This window comes from Marisediminitalea aggregata, assembly GCF_900129565.1.
In the GTDB taxonomy this organism is placed as follows: Bacteria; Pseudomonadota; Gammaproteobacteria; order Enterobacterales; family Alteromonadaceae; genus Alteromonas; species Alteromonas aggregata.
Genome location: NZ_FQWD01000003.1, coordinates 158,734 through 185,051 on the forward strand (window position 1 = coordinate 158,734; position 26,318 = coordinate 185,051).

Consider the following 26,318-nt stretch of genomic DNA (forward strand, 5'->3'; position numbering starts at 1 on the left):
AACTTCAAACCGGACATATCAAAAAGCCAGGAATGAACCCTGGCTTTTACACCGGCTTGTTCTATGTACATAAAACAAACCAGACTGGTTTACTTTTACTGTTTGTCTTTTACGCTCTGCCAGTATTGATCAACGGTCTGCTTCATTTCTTTACTCAGCAGCACAATACCGAACAGGTTAGGTAATGTCATAACAACTATCGCCACTGCAGACAACGCCCATACCAGGGTTGTATCAGAAAACGATGCCCAAACAAACCCGGCCACGTATATCACCCGATAAGGCATGATAGAGCGAGGGCCCAACAAATACGTCATTGCACGGTCGCCGTAATATGACCACGCGATTGCGGTTGAAAATGCAAATAGCAGCAAGCCTACCGACACAATATACTGACCAAAATCACCAAACCAACCGCGCGTGAACGCAATCGTTGTTAACGTGGCCGAGTGGACCAGCGATTTACCCTTAACAACCAGGTTTTGTTTAAGTGGCTTACCGTCTTTAATCTGCAGGGTACCCGTAAACGGGTCTTCGTTACCTACCAGGTATTGCACATCTTCGGCAATTGAGCGTGCATTGATCAATGTATAACCCGAGGTGACGGCCGTTCCGTTAACAACAGAAATTGGACCCGTATAAGGCTTCACATCGCTGTCACCCGTACTGTTTAAAAACCCGTACAACTGAACCTTGTCATCGTCGGCTTTGTCTGAGTATTCACCGGCAACAAAAATCATATCTGAGCGGTCAAACACATTCTCATGCTTTTCTTTCCATACGCCTGAGGACAGGATAACCAGGCCCGTAATAGTACAAATGATGATGGTATCAATGAAGGGTTCAAGCAGAGATACCATGCCCTCAGAGGCAGGCTCTTTGGTTTTTGCAGCGGCGTGCGCAATAGGTGCAGAACCCTGACCTGCTTCGTTAGAGAACAACCCGCGGTTAACGCCACGGTTGAACGCATAAGCTAATGAGGCACCGAGGAAACCACCTGCAGCAGCGGAACCGGTAAACGCATCGCTGATAACGGCAGCGAACGACGGACCAATATTCTCGATATTGGCGAAAATAACCGCCAACGCGCCAATCAGATAAACCACAGCCATGATAGGCACGATACGCGCAGTAACGGCAGCAATACGCTGGATACCACCTAGAATAACCAGTGCCAGTAAAATACCCAATACACTGCCCACAATCCAGGGCTCAAAGCCAAACGTGGCTTCGATACTGGTCGCAATACCGTTACTCTGCGGAAGGTTGCCCGTGCCAAACGAGCTCACTACGGTAGCAATGGCAAATGCAACAGCCAGCCATTTCATGTTCAGGCCACGGTCCATGAAATACATGGGACCACCCGCCATGGAGCCGTCTTCTGTTTGCACACGGTACTTGTGAGACAAAGTCACTTCTACAAATTTAGTGGTCATACCTAAAAAAGCGGTTGCCCACATCCAGAATAATGCAGCCGGGCCGCCCAGGAAGATTGCAAATGCCACACCGCTGATGTTACCTGTACCAACGGTACCCGACAGCGCCGTTGTAAGCGCACGGAAATGTGTCGTGTCACCCGGATCATCACTGTGGTCGTACTTACCGGTGACCACCTTCCAGGCATGGGTAAAAAAGCGGATTTGTGGAAATTTCAGGTAGATGGTGAAAAACAAGCCCACCCCAAGTAGTACGAAGGGGAACCAATCGGCGCCCCCCAGCATGCCATCCAATGACACTAAAAAGTTATACAAGCCTTCCAAACCGGATTCCCCTTGTTGTTAATGTTTATTGTTGTTATGTCCTAACGAAGGTGCGAAACCACAGCGCGGGTCGCAACTAGCAGGTCTTCACCAAACTGCTGGCAACGCTGTGCAGACCAGCCATACAGTGGATCAGGTAAATTATTATTATCTTTAAACGGCATTTCGACGGTGTACGCCAGGCACTCAAATTCTTGTCCGACCGCATTTGACGCAATGGTCAGATTGGCTTCACCAGGCGCATCTTTGGCATAGCCAAACTCATCCTGAAATTCTGGTGTTGTTTGCAGCAACGCTTGCTTGAAGCCATTTTCTAATGCGGCAAGACGCTCAGAATACGCGGGAATGCCCTCGCTGCCCGCCACAAAGTTGTAGGGCAACGCTTCATCACCGTGCAGATCCAGGTACATATCGACACCTGTCTCGCGCATTGCATTGAGCACGTAGTAAACCTCCGGGCTTTGTTCCAAAGTAGGCGTAGCCCATTCACGGTTCAGGTTTGCGCCTGCCGCATTCGTGCGCAAATGACCGCGTACACTGCCATCCGGGTTCATGTTAGGTACGATGTAAAACACCGCGTCATTCAACAGCGCGCGGGCAATACCATCCTGATCGTCGAGCAAGCGATTAATCATCCCTTCAGCACACCATTCGGCCATCGACTCGCCGGGATGCTGGCGCGCTGTTACCCAAACTTTGCGTTTACTCTCATCTTCTTCGCCAATTACCAGTACGGAAACATCTCTGCCGTCCAGCGTTTCGCCCAGCAAGCGTAATTCGCACTGAGGCGCATTTTGCGCATCACTTAGCAAATCCAAATGGCGCTCATAGCTGTAGGGTGTGAAGTAAGCGAAATACACATGAGAGTGTTCCAGCGCCAGGCTAAAACTCAGGTTGTCACCGTCAAATTCGCTGTCTACGCGAAACCAGGTTTGTCTGTCGTAGGAAGCACATACGTTGTAGCCATCCCAGCCTTTCGGATAGGCTGATTTAGCTAAGTCAGTAATGCGCAAATTATGGACCTGGTTGACCTCACCCTGAAGGCGGAAGTGAAACCACTGGTAAAAATCGGATTGGTTGTCTTTATTGATGGCCAGCACAATGTCGTTCGCATTGTCGGCCTGAATGACGCGGATGTTACCGCTGTCGAATTGACTTGAAATATGCATCTGTCTTTTTTGTTATCAATTTTCGACTAATTTAACACAGTCGAGAAGAACAATGCCATGGCGTTGAACGGCGAAATGACTGTTTTTGTAGTAAGTGTTTAACATTTATACGGATTGCAATAATGGGAAATGGCAAACAAAAACGCGCTGTTGTATTTCTACAACAGCGCGTGGATTTTCCATCGTTAATGTTGCGGTTAGCGAGGCAGGTTTGGAATGCTAACCCCGGCCATATCCATCGCTACACGCAGAACCTGGCAGCTATAACCAAATTCGTTGTCATACCACACATAAAGGGTCAGGCGATTTTCAGCAACAATGGTTGCCTGTGAATCAACGACTGATGCGGCACGTGAGCCTACCAGGTCAGTAGACACCACTTCTGTTGACGCTGTGTAATCGATTTGATGCTGTAATGAAGAAAACAACGCCGTATCACGCAGGAACTCGTTAACCGACACCTTATCGGTGGTTTTATCGAGGTTCAGATTCAAAATAGCCATTGATACATTTGGCGTCGGTACACGGATAGCATTACCAGTCAGTTTGCCAGCCAGTTTTGGATAAGCTTTGGCAACCGCTTTTGCCGCTCCAGTTTCCGTGATTACCATGTTTAGTGGTGCACTGCGGCCTCGGCGCTCAGCTTTGTGATAGTTGTCGATCAGGTTCTGGTCATTGGTGTAAGAGTGAACAGTTTCAACGTGACCGTTAACAATACCGTACTCTTCATCCAGCGCTTTCAGCACAGGGGTAATGGCATTAGTAGTACAACTTGCCGCAGACATAATGGTGTCTTCAGCAAGAATATCCTGTTGATTTACACCGTGTACGATGTTTTTGATGTCGCCTTTGCCTGGCGCTGTCAGCAATACTTTCGCCGTGCCTTTGGCTTTAAGGTGTAACCCCAGGCCATCGCGATCTCGCCACATACCGGTGTTGTCGATGACCAACGCATTGTCGATACCGTATTCAGTGTAATCCACCTCGTCCGGGCTGTTCGCGTAAATCACCTGAATGTAGGAACCATTTGCTTTGAGGGCTTTGCGCTCGTGATCAATGGTAATACTGCCATTGAAAGGACCATGAACCGAGTCGCGGCGCAATAAACTGGCGCGTTTCTCTAAATCACCGTCTTTTCCGCCTCGCACAACGATAGCGCGTAAACGAAGCTTGTTATTTTGTCCCTGACGTTCAATCAGCAAACGGGCCAGCAGTCGACCAATACGACCAAACCCGTATAGCACCACGTCCTGAGGTACTTGTTCGTCTGATTTATTTGCGACGTCAGCCAGTTTGTCCTGTAAATAGGCATTCAGGTCAGTTTTGTCGACGGCACTACCGTAGTGATAATCGAAGGCCAGCTTGCCAATATCGATTTGCGCTGGCGCCAGTTGCATTTGGCTGATAGCTTCAAGGATAGGAAAGCTCTCACGTAAGCGAAGTTTGATACCTTCATGCAAACGGACTTTACGATGAGCTTTGATTACATCGATGGCACTTGCGTTCAGCAACGTGCGGCCGTATACGGTGATCTCAACAGAGTTATTCCGATACAACTTGCCAATAATAGGCAACATCATTTCTGCGTATTCCTGGCGTTCCTGCCAGCTAGCTTGCAATTCTTGCTCAAAGGGTTGGTTCATACTAGTGCCTTCATCAAATAAATCATGTATAAAATTGACGATGTAACCGGGCACACGCTTTTATCTGACGGGTCTGCGGAACGCGGATTAACCGTAAATGTAGCCCTGTGCCGTGTTGGGCGACATTCTAAATAAACACAAAGGGAACTCCAAATTGTTGAAAAATTTCAAAAAATATAAAAAACACCGCGCTAAACCACTTTTATTTAGTAATTTTTCCACACATTTTCGTTGGTTGATTCTGGCCCTGTTTTTGGGATTGGTGACAGGGTGTGGCGATTTATTCGAGCCGACGATTAAAACGATCTGCGAAGACTATCCGCACTTTTGCTCAGATTTAAATCAGGATGGCTGGTGTCGGGCTGAAAAATCCAACATCATCCGTCATCGTTATGACCATCAGAACGATGACAGCGAGCGCCCGAAGTATGATCTGCTGATTCACCTCGAAAACTACGACGCCTGCATCAGCAAAGCATCACAAATTCAGCATAAGAAATACCGCGAACGAGAATTCGGGCGCAAAGAGGCGGCCGTTACAGCCAATAAGGCGTTGCGTCAATTAGTGTGGCAAACGCGTAACTCAGCTGACCCGTATGTGTCTTATTATCAATGGTCTAGATTTGGTCATGAAGACGCGAAAGAGCGCTTTGTGCGCGCGGCTCAAGCCGGCGTTTTCAGTGAACCCAAATACTACGTCGACCTGGCAAGCATTCAGGTTGCTACTGATCCTATAGCAGCACGTAACGCCTTGTTTATGGCGCTAAGCCACTATGCCAATGTCGATACAGAGATTGATGGCAGCATCAGCAGTCAGTTGGCCAGCCTGTCATTGGAAATGGAAAATTACCGTATGGCCTACGTCTGGACAAAAGTCACTAATCATTTTGCTAAAAACATTGACGACAGTCAGTTAGTTGCCCTGGCCACACAATTTTCCCTGCCAGTCGACATTCTTGACCAGTTATCAGGAGATATTATCGACGCTATCAGCGGCAGGGATTTCGATGCGCAAGCAATGAAGATTGACCAGTTGTAGGTGAAATTTGAAACAAAATTACATAAAAAAAATGTGATTTTTTTTTGCATATTCATTATTGGAGCGGGTAATAGTTGTTATTACCCGCTGCGTAATCACCCAAATTACGCTTTGTCGTTAGCAATCTTAAATGACAGACTAACTGAATTGACGCAATAGCGCTGACCGGTAGGTGCCGGTCCATCATCGAACACGTGCCCTAAGTGCGCATCGCATTGCTTACAGAAAATTTCAGTACGACGCATACCGTGACTGTCATCAAACCGATAACCCACATTGTTATCTTCGGTCTGGGCGTAAAATGACGGCCAACCGCAGCCTGCATCAAACTTGGTCAGCGAACTAAACAGTTCAGCACCACAGCATTTACACGAGAATGTACCATCACGGTTTTCATGCAGTAATTTGCCGGTAAACGGCCTTTCGGTAGCCGAAAGACGGGTAACACGGTATTCTTCTTCTGTTAATTTTTCGCGCCATGGATCGGATTGCATGATTGACTCCTTTAGCTGAACCGGACTGAGTCACTATAACAAGCCTGAGTAGTGTTTGTGAGCCACTGTTCAGACCGCAGAAACAAAAGACGCGCTAAGTAGCGCGTCATTGTTAAACTAAATAAGATGTTCCGGCCTGGTTGGATCACTCCACTCGGTGTGATATTTCTGGCCAGCCGGTTTGTCTGTACGCTGATAGGTATGCGCGCCGAAGTAGTCTCGCTGCCCTTGCAACAAGTTGGCAGGTAGGACTGCGGTGCGGTATGAATCATAGTAACTCAGCGCCGACATCATAGCAGGACAAGGGATCCCATGCACCGCGCTCAGTGCGACCGCGCCACGCCAATCATCCTGATGGCTGGCCAGTTGTTCTACAAAGAACGGGGCCATCAGCAGGTTTGGCAAATCAGCTTGCTTCTCGAAAGCCTGTGTAATTGACTGCAAAAACACAGCGCGAATAATACAACCTGCGCGCCAGATTTTTGCGATCTCTGCAAAGTGGAGTGTCCAGCCCTGCTCTTTAGCGGCAGCGTCCATGAGCTGAAAGCCCTGCGCGTATGCGCATATTTTCGAACAGTAGAGCGCATGCTCAAGCTGACGAATAACCGTTTCTCGTTGATCTTCTGCAATCACTGGCGCAGTAGGCCCTGCCAGCGTATTCGCTGCAGCGACGCGTTCGGTTTTCAGACTCGACAGGCTTCTGGCGAAAACAGCCTGAGCAATGGTTTGTGCCGGTGAGCCAATTTGCAGTGCACTCACAGCAGTCCATAGCCCGGTACCCTTCTGACCCGCTTTATCCAGAATAACGTCAACCAGTGGCTGTTGTGACTCAGCGTCAGTTTGCTCCAACACTTCAGCGCTGATCTCAATCAGGTAAGAATCCAGCGGTCCCTCGGTCCATTTGCGGAATACCCGGGCAATCTCAGCAGGCGTCATACCAAGCGCAACACGCATAACATGATACGTCTCGCAAATGAGCTGCATATCAGCATATTCAATACCGTTGTGTACCATTTTGACGTAATGACCTGCGCCATTTGGACCGATGTACGCCGCACATGGTTCACCCTCAGTGACAGGCTTACCCGGTTCTGCCGTTTCAATAGACTTACCGGTTTGTGGATCGACTTTAGCGGCAATGGCTTTTAGCATGGGGGCAACACGTTTCCAGGCCTTTTCAGAGCCTGACGGCATCAATGAAGGTCCGAAACGGGCGCCTACCTCACCGCCTGACACGGCAGTGGTAAAGAATTGGAATTTATCGGCGTATTTCTGCTCGCGGGCGACGGAGTCAGTCCATAGACTGTTGCCAGTATCAATAACCACATCATCCGGAACAAGCCCGGCAGTAATCAATTGCTCACAAACGGCGTCTACTGCATCACCAGCAGGAATAGATAGCAAAATAACAGCGGGTGAGGTCAATGAATCAAGCATAGCGTCCAGGGCGGAGACAGGAATAATGCGTTCAGGTTGTTCTCCCCGCTCCTTCTCATCCTGTTTTACGATAGCTTCAACTCGCCCGGCATCCAGGTCAAAACAAGCCACCCGATACCCATGATCAGCCAAATTCAGCGCCAGGTTTTTACCCATCACGCCTAACCCTACAACACCGATATCACATGAATTGGCTTGTGCTTGTTCGCCACTTGCTCGCATGAAACTGCCCTCAGACTTTAGATGGGTGCGCATAATACCACTCAGCCAACGAATGAAAAGTATTAACCGCTGATTTTTCGCTTAAATTCCAATACAGATCATAGATTGGAACAACCGGCAGTACACAGGACTAATAACCGGTGTTCTCAAAGTGTAGCAGGTCTGATGAGTGGTGTCGGCCTCAGTCACTTCCTGAGGCCGTAACGTCTTATCGGGGAAAGTCGGTATAGCGAAAAACCGCAAACGACCGTCGGGCTTGTAAAAACAAATGCTGAATACGGATATTCGGCTGATCGTTGGGACACTTATAACGCGTATCCAGTTTCAGCGACCATCCACCGGTTGGCGTAAGTAAGGGGGTGTTAAAGGTGACTTCTTTGTCGCTGGCGTTAAAACACAGCAACCAGTGTTCTGTTTCTTCATTGCTTTGCGGTACACCACGAATTTCCAGCGCAAACGCTTTATTATTCTCCGCCTGCCAGTCCTCGCTTTCTTTGTCGCTGCCGTCTGGTTTGTACCAGTTAACCATGCTGACATTTGGATGAAGCTGAAACGGATCATCAGGTAAAAACGCACTGTTTAGCAATACCGACGATTTACGCAACGCAATGACGTACTGACAAAAGGCCAAAAAGTCCTGCTTGCGTTTGTCCAGGCGCCAGTCAAACCAACTGATTTCATTGTCCTGGCAATAGGCATTGTTGTTGCCTTGCTGGGTTCGGCTCAGTTCGTCCCCGCCTAACATGTGCGGCGTTCCCTGAGACAACAGCAAGGTCGCAAACAAATTGCGTTTTTGCTGTTCACGAATCGCAATGATTTGCTTGTCCTGCGTCTCACCTTCTACGCCATAATTAGCCGACAGGTTGTGTCCATGACCATCGCGGTTGTCTTCACCATTCGCCAGATTATGGCGCTCGGCATAACTCACTAAATCCTGTAGCGTAAAACCATCGTGGTAAGTAACGTTATTGACTGACGTATTGATGTGCCTGAATTGTTTAGGAAAGATATCCCGGGACCCCATCAACCGGGTAGCAAAATCAGCTGTGCTGCCAGTATCACCACGCCAGAATGCGCGAACAGAATCGCGGAACTTATCATTACATTCGAGCCAGTGAGCGCCGAATGCGCCCAGTTGATAACCTCCCGGGCCGATGTCCCAGGGTTCAGCTATAAGTACACAACCTTTTAATACCGGATCCTGCTGAATAGCTCTTAATAACCCTGCAAACGGTGAAAACTGCTGTGGATCGCGTCCAAGACAAGCGGCCAAATCAAAGCGAAAGCCGTCTACCCCAATAACTGATACCCAATACCGCAGCGCATCCATAATCAGCGTTGTCATGATGGGATGTGCTGAATAAACGGTATTTCCGCAGCCCGAATGATTGCTGTAAACCAGTTTCCCGGACGCGGTTTGTTCTTGCAGATAAGCCTGATGAGGGAAAAACCCTCGGAATGACAAAACCGGGCCGTCTTTTCCGCCTTCCGCGGTATGGTTAAACACCACATCAACAACCACTTCCATGCCCGCTTCGTGATAAGCGTCGACCATGTTCATGCATTCTTTAATAGCATGTTTCTGACTGTAACGCGGCTCAGGAGCGAAATAATTGACCGGGTTGTAACCCCAATAATTCGTTAGGCCCTTTTCGGTAATGTACGGCTCCGGCATAAATGCGGCCAGCGGCATAAACTGTACGGTTGTTACCCCTAAACCGGTCAGGTGTTCAATCACGGCTTCATGGGCAGCACCATTGAATTTACCGCGATCCGCTTCCGGGATTTCCGGATGTAACTGCGTCAATCCTTTCAGGTGCGCTTCATATACAACCCGCTGATTACGCGGAATGACTGGTTTGGCCGGGCGATGATCATCGTTACACTCCTTTGGCTCTACGACCACGGATTTTGCAACCATAAATTGGCTGTCACCCTTGTACTGCCGCTCATTCCAATGCATAGCGCGGCTGAGCATTTTTGCATAAGGGTCGATCAGCAGTTTATCTGTCGGCACACTCAACAGATTTTCTTCACCTCGTTCAACCCGGTAGCCGTATAGCTGGCCGGCTTCCACTCCCTTGACAGACACATGCCATACGTCACCCGTTTTCGCTGGCATGACCAACTCTTCAAGTGTTTCTTCCGTGTCAGGGTGAAACAGACATAACACGACAGCCCTTGCATCAGGACACTGTACTGCAAAATTACACCCTGTCGGAGTGACTGTTGCGCCTAGCGGATAAGGCTCACCAAGACCGACTTCCTCTATCAGGGGTTGCGCCACGCTGTTCACAGCTGCTCCTATTCAATTACAATAAATACGGTTGCCAATGGGGGTAATGTGATCTCGATGGAATGTGGTTGATTGTTCCATGAGACAGGCGTGGCGTTGAATTGTTTTTCGCACTTGTAGCCACTGCCCCAATATACGCGATCATCGGTATTCAATACCAGTTTATATTTGCCTGCTCGTTGCACGCCTAACCGAAATTGCTCTCTAGGAACTGGCGTGAAATTGCTCACGACATACACTTGTTGTTCACTGCCGGTAGCCTTGCGCATAAACGAGATAACGCTTTGATCGGCATTTTCGTGGTCAATCCAACTAAAACTGCCATGGTCGTGATCGCCTTCGTATAGCGCAGGATAATGCTTGTAGAGCGCATTCAAGTCGCGATACAGGCGCTGAATGCCCGCATGCTTGTCGAACTGTAACAACGACCAGTCAACCGAGCTGTCGTGATTCCATTCTGATGCCTGGGCAATCTCATTGCCCATGAAATTCAATTTTTTGCCCGGATGACCATACATAAAGCCTGCGTAGCTGCGCAAATTAGCAGCTTGTTGCCATTCATCACCAGGCATTTTACCAATTAAGCTGCCCTTACCGTGTACCACTTCATCATGAGATATGGGCAGTACGAAGTTTTCATCAAACGCGTACACCATACTGAATGTCATCTCGCCATGGTGATAGACCCGGTAGGCGGGGTCTTTGGCAATATAATGCAATGAGTCGTGCATCCAGCCCATATTCCATTTGAATCCGAATCCTAGTCCGCCTTCGAATACCGGTCTGGATACTTTCGGAAAACTGGTCGACTCTTCGGCGATTGTCATGGCGTGTGGGAACTGCTTGTACACTTCTTCGTTCATCCAGCGCAATAAACTGATTGCCTCGTAGTTCTCGTTGCCACCATCCACGTTAGGGATCCATTCCCCGTCGTTACGCGAGTAATCCAGATATAACATACTAGCAACGGCGTCGACTCGCAGTCCGTCAACGTGGAAGTGTTCCAGCCAGTAAAGGGCATTGGCCACTAAAAACTGGCGGACCGTTTGCTTACCGAAATCGTAGATGCACGAATTCCAATCCGGATGCCAACCTTTACGCGGGTCTTCATACTCGTAGACATGGGTACCGTCAAAGCGGGCTAAACCATGGCCATCTTCCGGGAAGTGAGCTGGAACCCAGTCGATAATGACACCAATGCCGGCCTGGTGGCAGGTGTCGACGAAGTATTTGAATTCATCCGGTGAACCAAAACGGCTGGTTGGCGCGAACAACCCAACCGGCTGATAACCCCATGAACCATCGAATGGGTATTCTGAAATTGGTAACAGCTCGATATGGGTATACCCCATTTCCAGCACATAATTAACCAGCTCTTCCGCCAACTCCCTGTAAGTAAGATAACGTTGCTGCGTATCTCGCGGACGCTTCCATGACCCAAGGTGCACTTCATAAATGCTCATTGGCTGTTGGTATTTGTTGCTCGAGGCGGCTTTATTCAACCATTCAGCATCGCCCCATTCATATTGGGCGTGGTCGTAAATACGTGACGCATGTGAGGGATATTGTTCAGCGGAAAAGCCAATGGGATCTGCCTTGTGTGGCAATTGATGTCCATGGGCATCTTTGAGCTGGTACTTATAACGTTCTCCGGCTTTCAGCCCTGGTATTACAAGTACCCAATAGCCCAACTCAGTTTTCTGCATTGGATGGCAGCGACCATCCCAACAGTTAAAATCGCCAATCAACGACACCGCGGAAGCATTAGGCGCAAATACCGCAAACCGTACTGCAGAAACGGACTCCCCTCCCACGTTAACAGAAACCAATTGCGCGCCAGCCTGACGATAAAGATTCTGAGGCTGGTGGTCGATAAAATGCACAGCGTGATACGCATCCTGCTGAAACTGGTAAGGGTCGCACACTTCCACAGCTTCATGACCAAGCTCTGCAATGTAGCGATACCCCGTATCGGGATTTACCCCGTCAACCTGCCCTTTGAATAACCCGGATGATTCAACTGACGACAAACGCCCTAACGGTGACTTGGACTTTGCGTCAATCACCGTGATCGCAGTGGCGCCCGGATACCAAACTTTCACTTCTGCGCCGTTTTTATTGTATACCGGCCCTAAAACAGAAAAAGGCTGACTACACTCAGCCTTGGCAAGTTGCCCTTCATACTGCATGCATAACTCCTGCAACGCTTGCCCGCAGGCAAGCTTTAAAATTACTGACTAGCCTGCTGCCGACCAGCTTGTATTCGATTAGCCAACGATACAATAGTCTCGTCGCTAAAGATATCCTCTAAATCACGGCTTAACTTCCTGCGCCAGTTGGGATATTCCATAAACGTACCCGGTACGTTAACCGGTTTATCCATCTCCAGCCAGTCTTCAAGCTGAAGGCTTAACAACGCGCTACTGCCATGTGCCATATGCACCTGCATGGCCTGATTGAGCGTTCGTGTCATACCGACGTAATTCACATCACGGCTTATTTCGTCGCCAATCATGTGGTGACCGTGCAACGTATCCAGGATAGCTTGCTTGTCTTCGTGTCTGGAAGCATACAGTGTTTGCAGTACTTCCTCGTCGGTATACAATCCAAGCTCTTTTCCCAATTCCAGATCAAGGCAGTGCCAATAACCAATTAAGGTTGGCATATCGTGGGTAGTTAACGTTGCCATACTTTGTTCAGGATAATGAGACGGTGAAAAATACCCGCCATCTTCGGCCTGCTCAAAGAAAAATACGCGATAGGAATAAACGCCGTTGTCGGCCAGTTTTTGTTTAATTTCCTCTGGTACGGTGCCTAGGTCTTCACCAATGACCAGTGCCTGGTGTCGGTGACTTTCCAGTGCAAGAATAGCCAGCAGATCGTCGACCGGATAATACAGATACCCTCCGTCGCGGGCGTGATCGCCCTTAACAACCCACCACAATCTCAACAGACCCATTACATGGTCAATGCGCAAGGCCCCTGATGATTTCATGTTGGTAGAAAACAAATCAATAATAGGTTGATACGCTTGTTGATATAGCTTTGCCGGATCCATCGGCGGTAAGCCCCAGTTTTGCCCCAACGGACCAAGAATATCTGGCGGAGCCCCTACACTTGCACCGGTACAATACAGAGACTTATTACCCCAAATTTCCGCGCTGCCTTCACTCACACCCACGGCCAGGTCCCTATAAATACCAATCCCCATACCCGCATCAATAGCAGCTCGGTTAGCCATTTCCAATTGCAGCGACGCTTGCCACTGCAGGAACATGTAAAACTTCACGCGTTTGGCGTGCTTTTTCGCAAATGCGGTGACATCCGGACTGTGAAAATCGCGCCATCCTTCTGGAAATACAGGCCAGCCCCAGGCTTCTTTACCCGCGTCCTGTAAGTGTTCCTGAATAGCATCGAACGTAGCCAGCATAGCCAGGCTTTCGCCACCTTCTTCTACAAAGGCTTTGAACGCTTTATTTTGCTTGGTGTTTTTCTTTAAGTAGCGATCATAATAAACGTCAAACAAAGGCTTCAGTGCTTGCATTTTAAGGGCAGTCACACTGGCGTAATCAACATAATCAACGGCTTTTGCCTGTTGCAATTGTTGCTGGAAGCTTTCGCTTTCCACTACAGACTGCACCGAAGGATCGTCAAAACAGTCCACCGCACTGACGTCGATATACAGGTAATTCAGCCACCGTCTTGAAGAGGGTCCGTATGGGCTGCAAGCATCCGGGTTGGCCGGGTATAACGCGTGTATCGGATTTAACCCGATAAACCCCGCCCCTTGAGAGGCAGCTTGCTTAACCAGTTGGGCCAGATCGGTAAAATCGCCTATCCCCCAATTCTGCCGACTGCGAAGACAGTACAATTGCACACTCAGGCCCCACTCTTTTTTGCCGGCGTTAATCGCTTCAGGCTTATAGCATGATGCAGGTGCAATGATAACGCGCATGGTTGCCAATGACTCTTCGTCGATAATAAGCGAAAGCTGGTGGTAACCAAGCGGCAGTGTTACATCTACTGTGACGGCATATTCGTGATATTCCGTCTCTTCCATCTCTGCTACATTAAGCAAAGTATGCTCAACAGGAATAACATCACTGGTAAGTTGCTGGCCGTCTTCTTGCGCAATTGCCAGTGTAAAGGTGTCATTTACCAAAGAAATCGGTAAACGCAATCGAATCATTATCGGGTGATCTTGTCTAACTACCTGAACCGGGTCGAGTGGCTGTTGCCAAATCTCGGCAATTTCCTTGTCCAGTTGTGAAGAAATTGCGGCTTCGGTACTGATGTCGTAACCGAGAGCCTGAAGCAGTTTCGCTTTACTGTCTTCAGAAATAGTCGCAGGATTACCCCACGCATCAACATAGTGGGTTTCAACGCCGCGCATTTCGACAAGCTTTTGCAAAACTTGATTGGTCATGGGTGTTTCCTGTTTATAAATATTTGATTGCCGCTTACCTCGGTAGGAGGTTGGCAATATGGCCTTTTCTCAATACGCTACATTATTGTAGAAGTTATTCTGGCGCGAAATTGAATACGTTTGCATTAACACGATATGTACATTATTTACACAACTTAACCCTAAAACCTGTAGGTTAATTTTGTAATTTTGCAACATTTTTGCATTAAAATTTTGCCTTGTCTGTAAATTTGATCCATACTTTACGTAATTATTTTTCACAATTTAACCTAATACTATAGAGGCATGTTATGACAATACGCGTTGGAATCAATGGGTTCGGTCGAATTGGCCGTCTAGTCATGCGCGCTGCAGCAAGCAGAGACGACATCGAAGTTGTAGCAATTAACGACTTACTTGAACCAGACTACATTGCTTATTTACTTAAGTACGACTCAACTCACGGCATTTTCGGCGCAGAGATCAGCGTCGACAACGGTCATTTGATTGTAGACGGAAAAACCATCCGCGTAACGTCAGAACGTGATCCAGCAGCATTAAAATGGTCTGAAGTTGATGTTGACGTTGTCGTTGAATCGACTGGTTTGTTCCTGACCAAAGAAACCGCGAGCAAGCACTTGGAAGCGGGCGCGAAGAAAGTGGTTATGTCTGCGCCTTCTAAAGACGATACGCCTATGTTCGTTATGGGTGTTAACCACGATAGCTACGAAGGCGAAACTATCGTATCGAATGCGTCGTGCACAACAAACTGTCTTGCTCCTATTGCTAAAGTGCTGAACGACAACTTCGGTATTGTTGACGGCCTGATGACAACAGTTCACGCCACCACGGCAACGCAAAAAACCGTTGATGGTCCTTCTGGTAAAGACTGGCGTGGTGGCCGCGGTGCGGGTCAAAACATCATCCCATCTTCTACCGGTGCAGCAAAAGCAGTAGGTAAAGTTATCCCGGCACTAAACGGTAAACTGACTGGTATGGCATTCCGTGTACCTACTCCTAACGTGTCTGTTGTTGACCTGACAGTAAACCTGGCCAAGCCAACCTCTTACGCTGATATCTGTAAAGTGATGAAAGAAGCGTCTGAAGGCGAACTTGCAGGCATTCTTGGTTATACCGAAGATGCAGTGGTATCAAACGACTTCGTTGGCGACGCACGTACCAGTGTATTTGACGCAGAAGCCGGTATCGCATTAACAGATACCTTTGTAAAAGTCGTATCTTGGTACGACAACGAGTGGGGTTACTCAAACAAGGTACTTGACCTGGTTCAGCACATCAGCAAGTAACTGATTAACCGAAATTAATCATTTAAAGGTGCGATTTTACTCGCACCTTTTTTATTTGTAGGGCAAGATAATCTGCTCGGAAATATTATTTAACTAGCTCAAAAGTGAAGATTTTCTTTTTCACAGCAATACCTCGGAGACCGAAAGGATGCAATCAACGTACTTCCACACCGAAATAAAAAACGGCATTGAATACCTCATTATCGAGAACGAGGTGGCAACGTGTCGTATTAGTTTGTTTGGTGGTCATGTACTGTCATTCATCCCTAAAAGGGATAACCGGGACAGGTTGTGGGTTAGTCCACTTGCCTTTTTAAATGGCGAACGTCCTATTCGTGGTGGCGTACCGGTTTGTTGGCCTTGGTTCAGCGATGATCATGGACAGGAAAAAGGCGAACTACCTGCTCACGGATTTCTGCGTACTCAGCACTGGGCTGTAAAGCAAACGGACAGTACTGAAACGCTGAGTAAAGTTGTGCTTATTCCAGGTACAACAAAGGGCAAAGGTTTCGAGTTTGATGCCTCCGTAGAACTCATTGTTGAAGTAGGCGAGTCGCTGACAATGACATTAGTCACAGAAAATACCGGTGACGTGCCCTTCTCTTTCAACTGCGCACTGCACACCTATTTTGATGTAGAAAATATTAAAGACGTTGAGCTCAAAGGCCTGTACGGCGAATACAAAGACAAACTGTCGGATTGGGAAATACTAAACACACCAACAGCTTATATTATTGAAGGCGAAGTCGACAGGATTCACCTTGAAGCCATTCCCAGTGTCGTTATTGAACGTGACCAGTCCGACTATATTGCAATTGAATCATCTCAACACGATAGCCTGGTGGTATGGAACCCCTGGCAAGGCGCTGCAACCATGAGTGATATGGATGCATTCTCTTATAAACAAATGGTGTGCGTCGAGACCGCAATTACGCAAGGGAAGCAGTTATTACCGGGTGAGAAATGCGCAATGCGACAGAAAGTGAGTTAGCATTCCCTGTCAAGTTTCTTTACAAAATTTTAAATTTGTCGCTGTAAAACCGTAATTCATCTTATTTCCAGTATAATAAAATACTGTTTTATAAGCATATACGATTATTGTGTAAATATTGGCCTGAAGATTGCGTTATTTATGTCGGCTAGTAGTAATAAGTATTGGAGAAGTAATTTATTTAGCCTCTATTTTGAAGTTTAGACGGAACTGAGTTCATCTCGGAGGATATTATAATGCGAAAAACGGCAATAGCCTTATTGGCAGGCTTAGGGTTATTAATTTCAAATGCAGCAAACGCTCACCTTGTCTCGTTCGGTTGGAAAGATCAGGGCAACGGCACTGTAATTTTCTATGGCCAACACTGGCATGGTGACCAATCTGGTCCATCCACGGCAAATGGTGGTGTACGCATAGGTGTTTGGGATTCGAACGTCTCAGCCGCTGCTCAGGCAACTAACACCTGGCAGCTATTTCAATGGGTAGGTCACATTAACAACTGGGGCGGTACATCAGCTCAAAACGATTTACTGGTCACAAACGGTGAATTAGACGGCTGGGCACCAGATGTAGGCAATTTCACAAACTCATCAAGTGACAACGACTGGTTTTACACCATACCTTTCGTAATTGGCAACGGTACATGGGGTTTATTCACCGGTACTAACTGTTGTATTGATACCATGTCTGTTCCTGGCGAGTTTACCCTGACAGGGATCTCATCTATTCCTGACGGCACTGGCCCTGGTAATGCGCCACCTTCGACGGCAAGTGCGCCAGGCTCTGTTGCGCTATTGGGTTTAGGTTTAGCGGGACTGTTAGCGCGTCGTAAATTCACGAAGTAGCAGCTACCATTTACCATGCAGTGCTGAATTAGCACAAGCAGAAAAAAAGCCGTCGTTACAATGTAACCACGGCTTTTTTAATATGTGTTGAATAGCAAGTATTAAACCTTAGCACCTTCTACAGCTTCTTTTGCTAATTGAGTAATACGTGCCCAGTCACCGCTGTTAATAGCATCGTCTGGCGCAACCCATGAACCACCTACGCATTTCACGTTCTTTAATGCGAGGTAGTCATTGTAGTTGCCTAAACCGATTCCGCCTGTAGGGCAGAAGGTAATGTCTGGGAAAGGACCACTAATAGATTTAATTGCCTTAACGCCACCTGACGCTTCCGCTGGGAAGAACTTCAAATAGCTATAACCGGCATCCTTCGCTTTCATCAGGTCTGATGTAGATGAAATACCTGGAATCAATGGAATTTCACATTCCTGCCCTGCTTTCAATAAATCGTCAGTCATACCCGGGCTAATGGCAAACTTCGCACCCGCTTCTACAACTGCTTTCAATTGTTGAGCATTGGTAACAGTACCAGCACCAATTAATGCATCAGGTACTTCAGTTGCAATCCGTTTGATCACGTCAAGTGCTGCAGGTGTACGCAAGGTCACCTCAAGCACTTTAATACCACCGGCCATTAATGCGTGCGCAAGAGGGACTGCATTTTCTACATCATCAATTACCAATACTGGTACTACAGGTCCCGCCGCAAAAATGTCAGCTGGCGAACATTTCCAATTTGTCATAGAGTCAACTCGCAATCTGTTGTTGTAAATACGCTGATGCACCTAACAAACCATGGTCTGGTTCATTAATCAGGTATGTTGGAATAGGTTGTACGTAATGTTTCATGCGTCCTTTTGCTTCAAATCGCGCTCTGAAATCACTGTTCATTAGCAACTCAGTGAAGCGTGTGGCAATACCGCCACCAATAAATACACCGCCGGTTGTGGCCAGATTTAATGCCAGGTTACCTGCAAAACTGCCCATAATTCGACAAAATTGCTGTAGTGCTGCGAGACACGTCTCACATTCACCGTTCAAGGCTTTTTCTGTCACTTGTGCGGGCTCAGTTACGCTTAACGTCTCACCAGCATGCAGTGCCAGCGCTTGATATATGTGTAACAAACCACGGCCAGACAGCACGTCTTCTGCTGACACTCGGTCCAGCTTACCCTGCAAATAACGCCATACAACCAAATCAGTCTCATCCACAGGCGCAAAATCCACATGGCCACCTTCGCCGTCCAGCGTCGTCCAACCTTGATCAGACAGTTGCATGTGCTCAACACCAAGGCCAGTGCCCGGACCAAACACAACAACATTTCCCTGAGGGTTAGCCGTGCCAGATCCAATTTGTACCAGTTGTTCGCCGCTTAACACAGGCAGCGAATGCGCCACCGCGGTAAAGTCGTTAATAACAAATAAAGCATCAAGGTTTAATTGCTGCGTTAACGCGCGTTGAGAAAACACCCAACTATGGTTGGTCATTGCCACTTCGTCACCGGTAACCGGACACGCAATGGCAATACACCCCGCGCTGAATGACGTATCAACGTCACTAAAATACTGCTTCAAGGCCAAATCAATGGTGGCAAAATCGTTACACAGATATTTGCGAATATTTGCTATACCATCAGCAGTGACAGTGGCAACACGAATATTTGTGCCGCCAACATCCGCTACAAAATAGCCGCTCATACACGTTGCTCCTGGTCGTAGAACAACGTACATGCGCCCTCTTCCGCACCAGTGATTACACCGCGCATGCCGCCAAACATTTCACGGCCCATACCTTGGTGTACATCGGTCAGGTCAGCTACTTTCGCAGTACGCTGCGCCAGCGTCGCTTCGTCAACACACAGTGTTAATTCACCCGTCGCAGTATTCAGTTCGATAATATCGCCTGATTCTACCTTGGACAGTAACCCGCCCAGATAGGCTTCAGGGGTAACATGAATGGCTGCAGGGACTTTACCAGAAGCACCAGACATACGACCGTCCGTTACAAGTGCAACTTTAAATCCGCGGTCCTGTAACACACCTAATGGTGGTGTCAAGCGGTGCAACTCCGGCATGCCGATAGCGGCAGGCCCCTGGAAGCGAACAACAACAATGCAGTCCTTATCCAAATCACCAGCTTTAAACGCAGCATCCAATTCATACTGATCTTCAAATACCACTGCTGGCGCTTTGATATGACAAACGGGGTTTTTAAGCGCAGATGTTTTAATAACTGCTCGGCCCAAATTACCACTCAGTACGCTCAAACCACCGTCTGGCTTAAAGGGTTCAGATACTGTTGCAAAGACTTCTTTGTCGTGTGATTTAGTCGGGCCATCTCGCCATACCAACTCGCCATCTTCCAGTACAGGCTCTTTGGTGTATTGCTCAAGGCCATCGCCACAGATGGTTTTCACGTCGTTGTGAATCAAACCATTGTCTAACAGCTCTTTAAACAACAATGCCATACCGCCGGCAGCAACAAAGTGGTTGATATCAGCAGATCCATTCGGATAAATACGGGTTAACAATGGCACCGCATTCGATAAATCAGAGAAGTCATCCCAGTTAACAATGATGCCAGCTGCGCGAGCTACTGCAATTAAGTGCATGGTGTGGTTGGTTGAGCCACCCGTTGCCAACAATGCAACGATACCGTTTACTACGGCTTTTTCGTCGACGATATGACCGATTGGCGTGTAGTTATCGCCTAAATCTGTCAGGCGAGTTACCTGACGAGATGCCGCTCTGGTCAATTCATCACGCAGCGCTGTGCCCGGATTAACAAATGAAGAACCCGGCAGGTGCAAGCCCATCATTTCTACCACTAACTGGTTGCTGTTCGCCGTACCGTAGAAAGTACAGGTACCTGCCGAGTGGTAAGACTGAGATTCAGCTTCCAATAATTCGTCACGACCCGCTTTACCTTCAGCAAACGCCTGGCGAACACGCGCTTTTTCTTTATTAGGTAGTCCACTAGGCATCGGCCCCGCTGGTACAAATACCGTGGGTAAATGACCAAAGCTCAACGAACCGATAAGTAGTCCCGGCACGATTTTATCGCAGATACCCAGCATCATGGCACCGTCAAACATATTGTGAGACAAGCCTACTGCGGCACTTAACGCGATGACATCACGGCTCATCAGGCTGAGTTCCATGCCCGGGTTACCCTGAGTTACACCGTCACACATAGCCGGTACACCGCCCGCGAATTGGGCAACACTGCCTACTTCTTTAACCGCATCCTTGATAATTTGCGGATACGTTTCGTATGGCTGGTGCGCTGACAACATATCGTTATAAGACGATACAATCGCGATGTTCGCTTTGGTCATACTGCGCAAATCAGATTTTTCTTCCTGGTTACACGCAGCGAACCCGTGTGCCAGGTTACCGCAAGATAGCACGCCACGGTGTGGACCCTGACGACGCGCTTTGTCGATTTTAGCCAGATACGCCTGACGGGTAGCACGGCTTCGCTCGATAATTCGTTGTGTTACGTCATTAATTTGTGAATTCATGCTGTTCTCCTACGGCGCCCACTTTAATGTCACCTGCGCAGCGTTCACAACAGCTACGATGGGCTTTTCGGCTGCTGACGCATTCGCCAGCGCATCATTCAAAACGTCACGTTTTTTATCACCTGTCAGGTGAAGAAAGATATTCCGGCTCGACACAATAGCTGGCAACGTTAAAGACATACGCTGATGTGGCGCTGTCGTTGGCTGAGTTGCAATACACACTCTGCCACTGTTCATATCCAAACCGGCTTCAAGCTGCTCACTACAGGGGAACAGAGAAGCCGTGTGACCATCTTCGCCCATGCCCAAAATGAGCACGTCGAAAGGTTGAGACATTGTAGCCAGTCTGGCTTCACAGTCTAATACTGCGTCCGCGGCATCAGACTCCGCTGATTTCATGTCAACAAAGCGCGCGGCTGCGGCTTTGCCCACTAACAGATTTTGCTTAACCAGCTTGGTGTTGCTGGCATCGTCCTGTTCGTCAACCCAACGTTCATCTACCAGAGAAACATCTACGTTCGACCAGTCGATATCAGCGTTACACAGCGCCTGAAATAATGGCAGTGGCGTGCGTCCGCCACTCACCATCAAACTGGCTTTGCCTCGGGATGCAATCGCATCTGACAGCAATCTAGCAATGTCATCAGCAAATGCCGTATTTAACGCCTCAGCGCTTTCATATACAGATTCAATTAATGCCATAACTACTTTTTCTTGGTAATTTTGCTTTCGTACCAGCTGCGATCTTCGCGAGCCAGCAATCCAATAGACGCAACCGGGCCCCATGTACCAGCCTGATAAGGCTCTGGTGGCTCGTTAGTGCTATCCCATGCAGCAAGAATCGAATCGACCCATTTCCAGGCTTGTTCAATTTCATCGCGACGAACGAACAGTGCCTGATTACCTAACATCACCTCAAGCAACAGCTTTTCGTAAGCATCCGGAATACGCTCATCAGAGAACGCTTCAGAGAAACTCAGGTTTAGTTTAGATTTTTGCAGGTCCATAGAACCAGAACTGGTTAATCCCGGTACTTTATTCATTACCGTGATCTCTACGCCTTCATCAGGCTGTAAGCGAATTACCAGCTTGTTTGGCGGCAGATTTTTGAAGCTGTCGCTGAACATGTTGTGAGGCTGTCGTTTGAAATAGATAACAACTTCAGACACTTTAGTCGGCAGGCGTTTACCTGTACGCAGGTAAAACGGCACACCGGCCCAACGCCAGTTGTCGATTTCAGCCTTAATAGCAACAAACGTTTCCGTTTTACTTACTGTGTTGGCGTCATCTTCTTCCAGGTAACCGGGTACTTCTTTACCTTTAACGAAACCAGAGGTGTACTGGCCTCTTACGGTAACGTCATTAATGTTAGAAGAATTAATAGGACGCAGTGCGCGCAGCACTTTCAGCTTTTCATCACGAATACTGTCGGCATTCAGTGTTGTTGGCGGCTCCATAGCAACCAGACTCAGAATCTGCAGCAAGTGGTTTTGAACCATGTCACGCATCTGACCGGCGTCATCGAAATAACCCCAACGCCCTTCAATACCTACTGACTCAGCAACGGTGATTTGAACATGGTCAATACAGTTGTGGTCCCAGTTAGTAGTAAAGATTGAATTAGCGAAACGCAGGGCAATCAGGTTTAGAACCGTTTCTTTACCCAGGTAGTGGTCAATACGATAAATCTGGCTTTCGTCAAAGTATTCAGCCACTTGCTCATTAATGACTTTTGACGATTTAAGATCGTGACCAATGGGCTTTTCCAGCACCAGACGAACGCTGGAATCAATAATATTGCAACCGTGCAGACCACGACAAATATCACCGTAAATCGCTGGCGGGGTTGCCAGGTAACACACCATTGTGCGCTCTGCATTTACGTGTTTTTCTAACGCGCTGTAACTGGCGATATCTTTCATATCGATTTGCGCGTAAGCCAAGCGTGCCTGGAAACGTTCCCAGGTTTCTTCACAAATGGTCTCACCGGCAAATTCGTCCAGTGCAGCACGAACGTCTTCAACGTAACCTTCGTTAGTCTGTTCCTGGCGGGCAACACCAATCAGTGTTGAGTCGGGATGTAACAAACCTGCTTTTTCCAACTGATACAGCGAAGGTAACAGCTTGCGTCGTGAAAGGTCACCTTTGGTGCCAAACAACACAAAATCACAGGCTTCAAAAGAACTATCCATCACCATGTAATCGGCCTTATCTCAAATTGTTCGGATAGCGTCAGTCGAAGTCTTACGCTATCGGGGTATTTTGTTGCCATATAGTTAACAACAAATGTAGTAAAATTACAACTTATCATTCCGGATGAATTTATAACGGTGGGTGATATTACGCTACAGGCCCCGCCACAGCAGTTTCATTTTGGAAATCGATGCTGTAAATAATGTTAAAAAATTACATTTTTCTTGTACGTTCTTTCATATTCAGTAGTATAACGCATGGGAAAACACACTATTTTACTGAAGTGTAACTGCAAGAATATGAATATTTTAGAAAAAATAACACAACATAAATCGGCGTTCAGTAAGTCAGAACGCAAAGTGGCAGAAGTAATACTGGCAAACCCTCAATCTGCAATTCACTCCAGTATAGCAACATTGGCTAAAATGTCAGACGTTAGCGAGCCAACGGTAAATCGCTTTTGTCGGCGCCTGGATACCAAGGGCTTCCCGGATTTTAAGCTGCATTTAGCGCAAAGTCTGGCCAACGGTACGCCTTACGTTAACCGCCACGTTGATGAGAATGACGGCCCTGACGAGTACACAACAAAAATTTTCGAATCTACCATGGCCTCACTGGAAGTCGCGCGACAATCTGTGTGTGTAAATACCGTTAATCGCGTAGTCGATTTGCTTACACAGGCGCAGCGTATTTCATTTTTCGGACTGGGTGCATCTGCGTCTGTTGCACACGATGCCCTGAATAAGTTTTTCCGCTTCAACGTGCCGGTTGTCTACTTTGAAGACATCCTGATGCAGCGCATGAGCTGCATGAACTGCGGTTCGGGTGATGTGGTTGTACTGATCTCACATACTGGCCGTACCAAAAGTCTGGTGGAAATCGCGCAAATTGCTAAAAACAACGACGCCACTGTGGTAGGGATTACTTCGGCGAATAGTCCGCTGGCCCAGGAGTGTACGTTTGTGCTATCTCTCGAGGTCCCAGAAGACACCGATATGTATATGCCGATGGCGTCTCGTATAGCCCAATTAACGTTAATCGACGTTCTCGCAACCGGATTTACGCTGCGTCGCGGCAACAAATTCCGTGAAAATCTGAAACGTGTGAAAGACACCTTGCGAGGCTCACGATTTGAGAAACGCGGCGGCTAAGCCCTGAGTATCGATTCATATCAAAAAGAGGCGTAGCAGCCTCTTTTTTTGTATCTGTTTTCAACTAACCACCTGCCCTTTATAATTGCGGTGTAGGTAACTAACAAGCTTGTATTTTAACGTCAAAACACCTCTAAAACGCTATAAGCTCACCCTCCATTATAGATAAATAGCTATATTTGGATAGTTTTTACACCGTCATATAATAATTCTTATAAAGAATCTTTAATCTGCCATTCACAATTTGGTCAAATTCGTCTAGTATTTTGTAATTAAATTACGAAATAGATTTACAGCAATACTCCCTAGGGTAGTCCCCTCACTTAACACGAAAGCGAAAAGCACTATGACGAGACGAACAAAAATATTAGCGACATTAGGCCCAGCAACTGATACACAAGAAAAAATAGAAGCCATCATTGCTGCTGGCGCCAACGTGGTTCGAATGAACTTTTCTCACGGACAGGCAGAAGATCATATTGAGCGCGCTAAGCGAGTTCGCGCTGCTGCCCGTAATCTTGGCAAATACGTAGCTATTTTAGGTGACCTTCAGGGCCCTAAAATCCGTGTATCACGCTTTGAAAACAGCGCGGTACACCTTGCTGTAGGCGCTGATTTTATTCTGGACGCAGAGCTTGACCGAGATGCAGGTAACGAAAAGCAGGTAGGCATTGACTATAAAGCGCTGCCGGATGATGTGAGCCCGGGTGACATTCTGCTTTTGGATGATGGCCGCATTCAATTGAAAGTAACAGGTGTAGAAGGCCGTAAGGTACACACCGTAGTTACCGTTGGTGGAAAGCTGTCTAATAACAAAGGTATCAACCGCTTGGGTGGTGGCCTTTCAGCAGAAGCACTGACTGAGAAAGACAAGCGCGATATCGTAACGGCTGCAGAGATTGGCGTAGATTATCTGGCAGTGTCCTTCCCTCGAAGTGGCGCAGATTTGGATTACGCACGTGAGCTGGCCATTGCAGCGGGTTGTAATGCAAAAATTTGTGCCAAAGTGGAACGCGCAGAGGCCGTAGCAACCGACGAAGCAATTGACGACATTATACGCGCGTCAGATGCAGTGATGGTTGCCCGCGGGGACTTGGGTGTCGAAATCGGCGATGCTGAGCTGGTTGGTGTGCAAAAGAAACTGATTGCACGTTCACGTCAACTGAACAAGGTAGTCATTACGGCGACTCAGATGATGGAATCCATGATTGACAGCCCTATGCCAACACGTGCCGAAGTAATGGACGTAGCCAACGCCGTGTTAGACGGCACCGATGCTGTCATGCTGTCTGCTGAAACAGCAGCGGGTAATTTCCCGGTTGAAACCGTACAAGCAATGGCGCGGGTATGTGAAGGCGCAGAAACCCACCCTAGCATCAAGTTCTCCAAGCACCGTTTGGACGAAATGTTTGACTCAGTTAGCGAGACCATTGCGTTGTCAGCAGTATACGCAGCGAATCACCTGCCAGGCGTAAAAGCCATTGTAGGCCTGACTGAAAGTGGCAGCACGCCTCGCCTGATGTCGCGTATTACAACCAAGCTGCCTATTGTAGCTCTGTCACGTCACGAAGGTACGCTGAATGCCATGGCATTGTATCGCGGAGTTAAACCAATGTACTTTAACTCCAGCGAAAGCGCGCCAGGCGAATTGAAGAACGATGTTGTTGCTTTACTGAAAGAACACGGCCTGGTTGAAGCTGGCGACACCTTTATTCTGACGCACGGCGACCGCATGGAAACGATTGGGGCAACCAATGCGATTAAAATTATTGACGTTGAATAAGACTACGTCTTATTTCTGTTAAAATAAAAAGCCAGTTGCTTCATACAACTGGCTTTTTT

At 47.7% G+C, this 26,318-nt stretch carries 19 protein-coding genes; 6 read left to right on the forward strand and 13 right to left on the reverse strand.

From position 1 onward, the window contains the following. Positions 1–95: 95 nt before the first annotated feature. The 3 genes from BUB81_RS08740 to BUB81_RS08750 all read right to left on the reverse strand — a co-directional run bounded on the left by BUB81_RS08740 (position 96) and on the right by BUB81_RS08750 (position 4,572). Entirely contained in the window at positions 96–1,721 is a 1,626-nt protein-coding gene (locus BUB81_RS08740) for an alanine/glycine:cation symporter family protein (RefSeq protein WP_483869307.1), read from the reverse strand. An 80-nt stretch (positions 1,722–1,801) separates the two neighbouring features. Then, positions 1,802–2,929 (reverse strand): M14 family metallopeptidase, encoded by a 1,128-nt coding sequence (locus BUB81_RS08745; protein ID WP_073321552.1) that lies wholly within the window; start codon positions 2,927–2,929, stop codon positions 1,802–1,804. A 197-nt stretch (positions 2,930–3,126) separates the two neighbouring features. Continuing rightward, entirely contained in the window at positions 3,127–4,572 is a 1,446-nt protein-coding gene (locus tag BUB81_RS08750; protein ID WP_073321555.1) for a glyceraldehyde-3-phosphate dehydrogenase, read from the reverse strand. A gap of 262 nt (positions 4,573–4,834) precedes the next feature. Between BUB81_RS08750 and BUB81_RS08755 the strand changes: the two genes are divergently transcribed. Further along, positions 4,835–5,611, forward strand: a complete 777-nt coding sequence (locus tag BUB81_RS08755; protein WP_245819164.1) for a DUF2989 domain-containing protein — start codon at positions 4,835–4,837, stop codon at positions 5,609–5,611. A 104-nt stretch (positions 5,612–5,715) separates the two neighbouring features. Here BUB81_RS08755 and msrB read toward each other — a convergent pair whose 3' ends face one another. From msrB to malQ, 5 genes are all read right to left on the reverse strand, one after another. Next, positions 5,716–6,105: a peptide-methionine (R)-S-oxide reductase MsrB gene (gene msrB / locus BUB81_RS08760; RefSeq protein ID WP_073321562.1), complete on the reverse strand. Its 390-nt coding sequence runs from the start codon at positions 6,103–6,105 to the stop codon at positions 5,716–5,718. A 117-nt stretch (positions 6,106–6,222) separates the two neighbouring features. After that, positions 6,223–7,764 (reverse strand): NADP-dependent phosphogluconate dehydrogenase, encoded by a 1,542-nt coding sequence (gene gndA / locus BUB81_RS08765; protein ID WP_073321565.1) that lies wholly within the window; start codon positions 7,762–7,764, stop codon positions 6,223–6,225. Between the two features lie 208 nt (positions 7,765–7,972). Then, complete coding sequence (glgX, locus tag BUB81_RS08770; RefSeq protein ID WP_245819145.1) at positions 7,973–10,060, reverse strand: glycogen debranching protein GlgX; 2,088 nt, start codon at positions 10,058–10,060, stop codon at positions 7,973–7,975. Between the two features lie 8 nt (positions 10,061–10,068). Further along, positions 10,069–12,249: a 1,4-alpha-glucan branching protein GlgB gene (glgB, locus tag BUB81_RS08775; protein ID WP_073321568.1), complete on the reverse strand. Its 2,181-nt coding sequence runs from the start codon at positions 12,247–12,249 to the stop codon at positions 10,069–10,071. A gap of 41 nt (positions 12,250–12,290) precedes the next feature. After that, positions 12,291–14,486, reverse strand: coding sequence for a 4-alpha-glucanotransferase (gene malQ / locus BUB81_RS08780; RefSeq protein ID WP_073321571.1), 2,196 nt, complete (start codon positions 14,484–14,486; stop codon positions 12,291–12,293). A gap of 290 nt (positions 14,487–14,776) precedes the next feature. Here malQ and gap point away from each other — a divergent pair, with 290 nt between their 5' ends. From gap to BUB81_RS08795, 3 genes are all read left to right on the forward strand, one after another. After that, a complete protein-coding gene (gene gap, locus BUB81_RS08785) occupies positions 14,777–15,772 on the forward strand; it encodes a type I glyceraldehyde-3-phosphate dehydrogenase (protein ID WP_073321574.1) in 996 nt (331 codons plus the stop codon). A 148-nt stretch (positions 15,773–15,920) separates the two neighbouring features. After that, positions 15,921–16,763: a D-hexose-6-phosphate mutarotase gene (locus BUB81_RS08790; protein ID WP_073321577.1), complete on the forward strand. Its 843-nt coding sequence runs from the start codon at positions 15,921–15,923 to the stop codon at positions 16,761–16,763. Positions 16,764–16,999: 236 nt separating this feature from the next. Further along, complete coding sequence (locus tag BUB81_RS08795) at positions 17,000–17,608, forward strand: MYXO-CTERM sorting domain-containing protein (RefSeq protein ID WP_073321580.1); 609 nt, start codon at positions 17,000–17,002, stop codon at positions 17,606–17,608. A 101-nt stretch (positions 17,609–17,709) separates the two neighbouring features. Here BUB81_RS08795 and BUB81_RS08800 read toward each other — a convergent pair whose 3' ends face one another. From BUB81_RS08800 to zwf, 5 genes are read right to left on the reverse strand one after another with little or no spacing between them, the layout of a single operon-like run. Continuing rightward, positions 17,710–18,351, reverse strand: a complete 642-nt coding sequence (locus BUB81_RS08800; RefSeq protein WP_073321585.1) for a bifunctional 4-hydroxy-2-oxoglutarate aldolase/2-dehydro-3-deoxy-phosphogluconate aldolase — start codon at positions 18,349–18,351, stop codon at positions 17,710–17,712. A gap of 4 nt (positions 18,352–18,355) precedes the next feature. After that, entirely contained in the window at positions 18,356–19,306 is a 951-nt protein-coding gene (locus BUB81_RS08805; RefSeq protein ID WP_073321589.1) for a glucokinase, read from the reverse strand. Continuing rightward, positions 19,303–21,132 (reverse strand): phosphogluconate dehydratase, encoded by a 1,830-nt coding sequence (gene edd, locus BUB81_RS08810; protein ID WP_073321592.1) that lies wholly within the window; start codon positions 21,130–21,132, stop codon positions 19,303–19,305. The genes BUB81_RS08805 and edd overlap by 4 nt, the downstream gene beginning before the upstream one ends. A 9-nt stretch (positions 21,133–21,141) precedes the next feature. Further along, positions 21,142–21,834 carry a 6-phosphogluconolactonase gene (gene pgl / locus BUB81_RS08815; protein ID WP_073321596.1) on the reverse strand — a complete coding sequence of 231 codons (693 nt, stop codon included), beginning with the start codon at positions 21,832–21,834 and terminating at the stop codon, positions 21,142–21,144. Between the two features lie 2 nt (positions 21,835–21,836). Continuing rightward, positions 21,837–23,330: a glucose-6-phosphate dehydrogenase gene (gene zwf / locus BUB81_RS08820; protein WP_073321600.1), complete on the reverse strand. Its 1,494-nt coding sequence runs from the start codon at positions 23,328–23,330 to the stop codon at positions 21,837–21,839. Positions 23,331–23,624: 294 nt separating this feature from the next. Between zwf and BUB81_RS08825 the strand changes: the two genes are divergently transcribed. Together BUB81_RS08825 and pyk are read left to right on the forward strand one after the other, a co-directional pair. After that, a complete protein-coding gene (locus BUB81_RS08825) occupies positions 23,625–24,476 on the forward strand; it encodes a MurR/RpiR family transcriptional regulator (RefSeq protein ID WP_073321603.1) in 852 nt (283 codons plus the stop codon). Between the two features lie 346 nt (positions 24,477–24,822). Continuing rightward, positions 24,823–26,259 carry a pyruvate kinase gene (gene pyk / locus BUB81_RS08830; RefSeq protein ID WP_073321606.1) on the forward strand — a complete coding sequence of 479 codons (1,437 nt, stop codon included), beginning with the start codon at positions 24,823–24,825 and terminating at the stop codon, positions 26,257–26,259. The last annotated feature ends 59 nt before the right edge of the window (positions 26,260–26,318 follow it).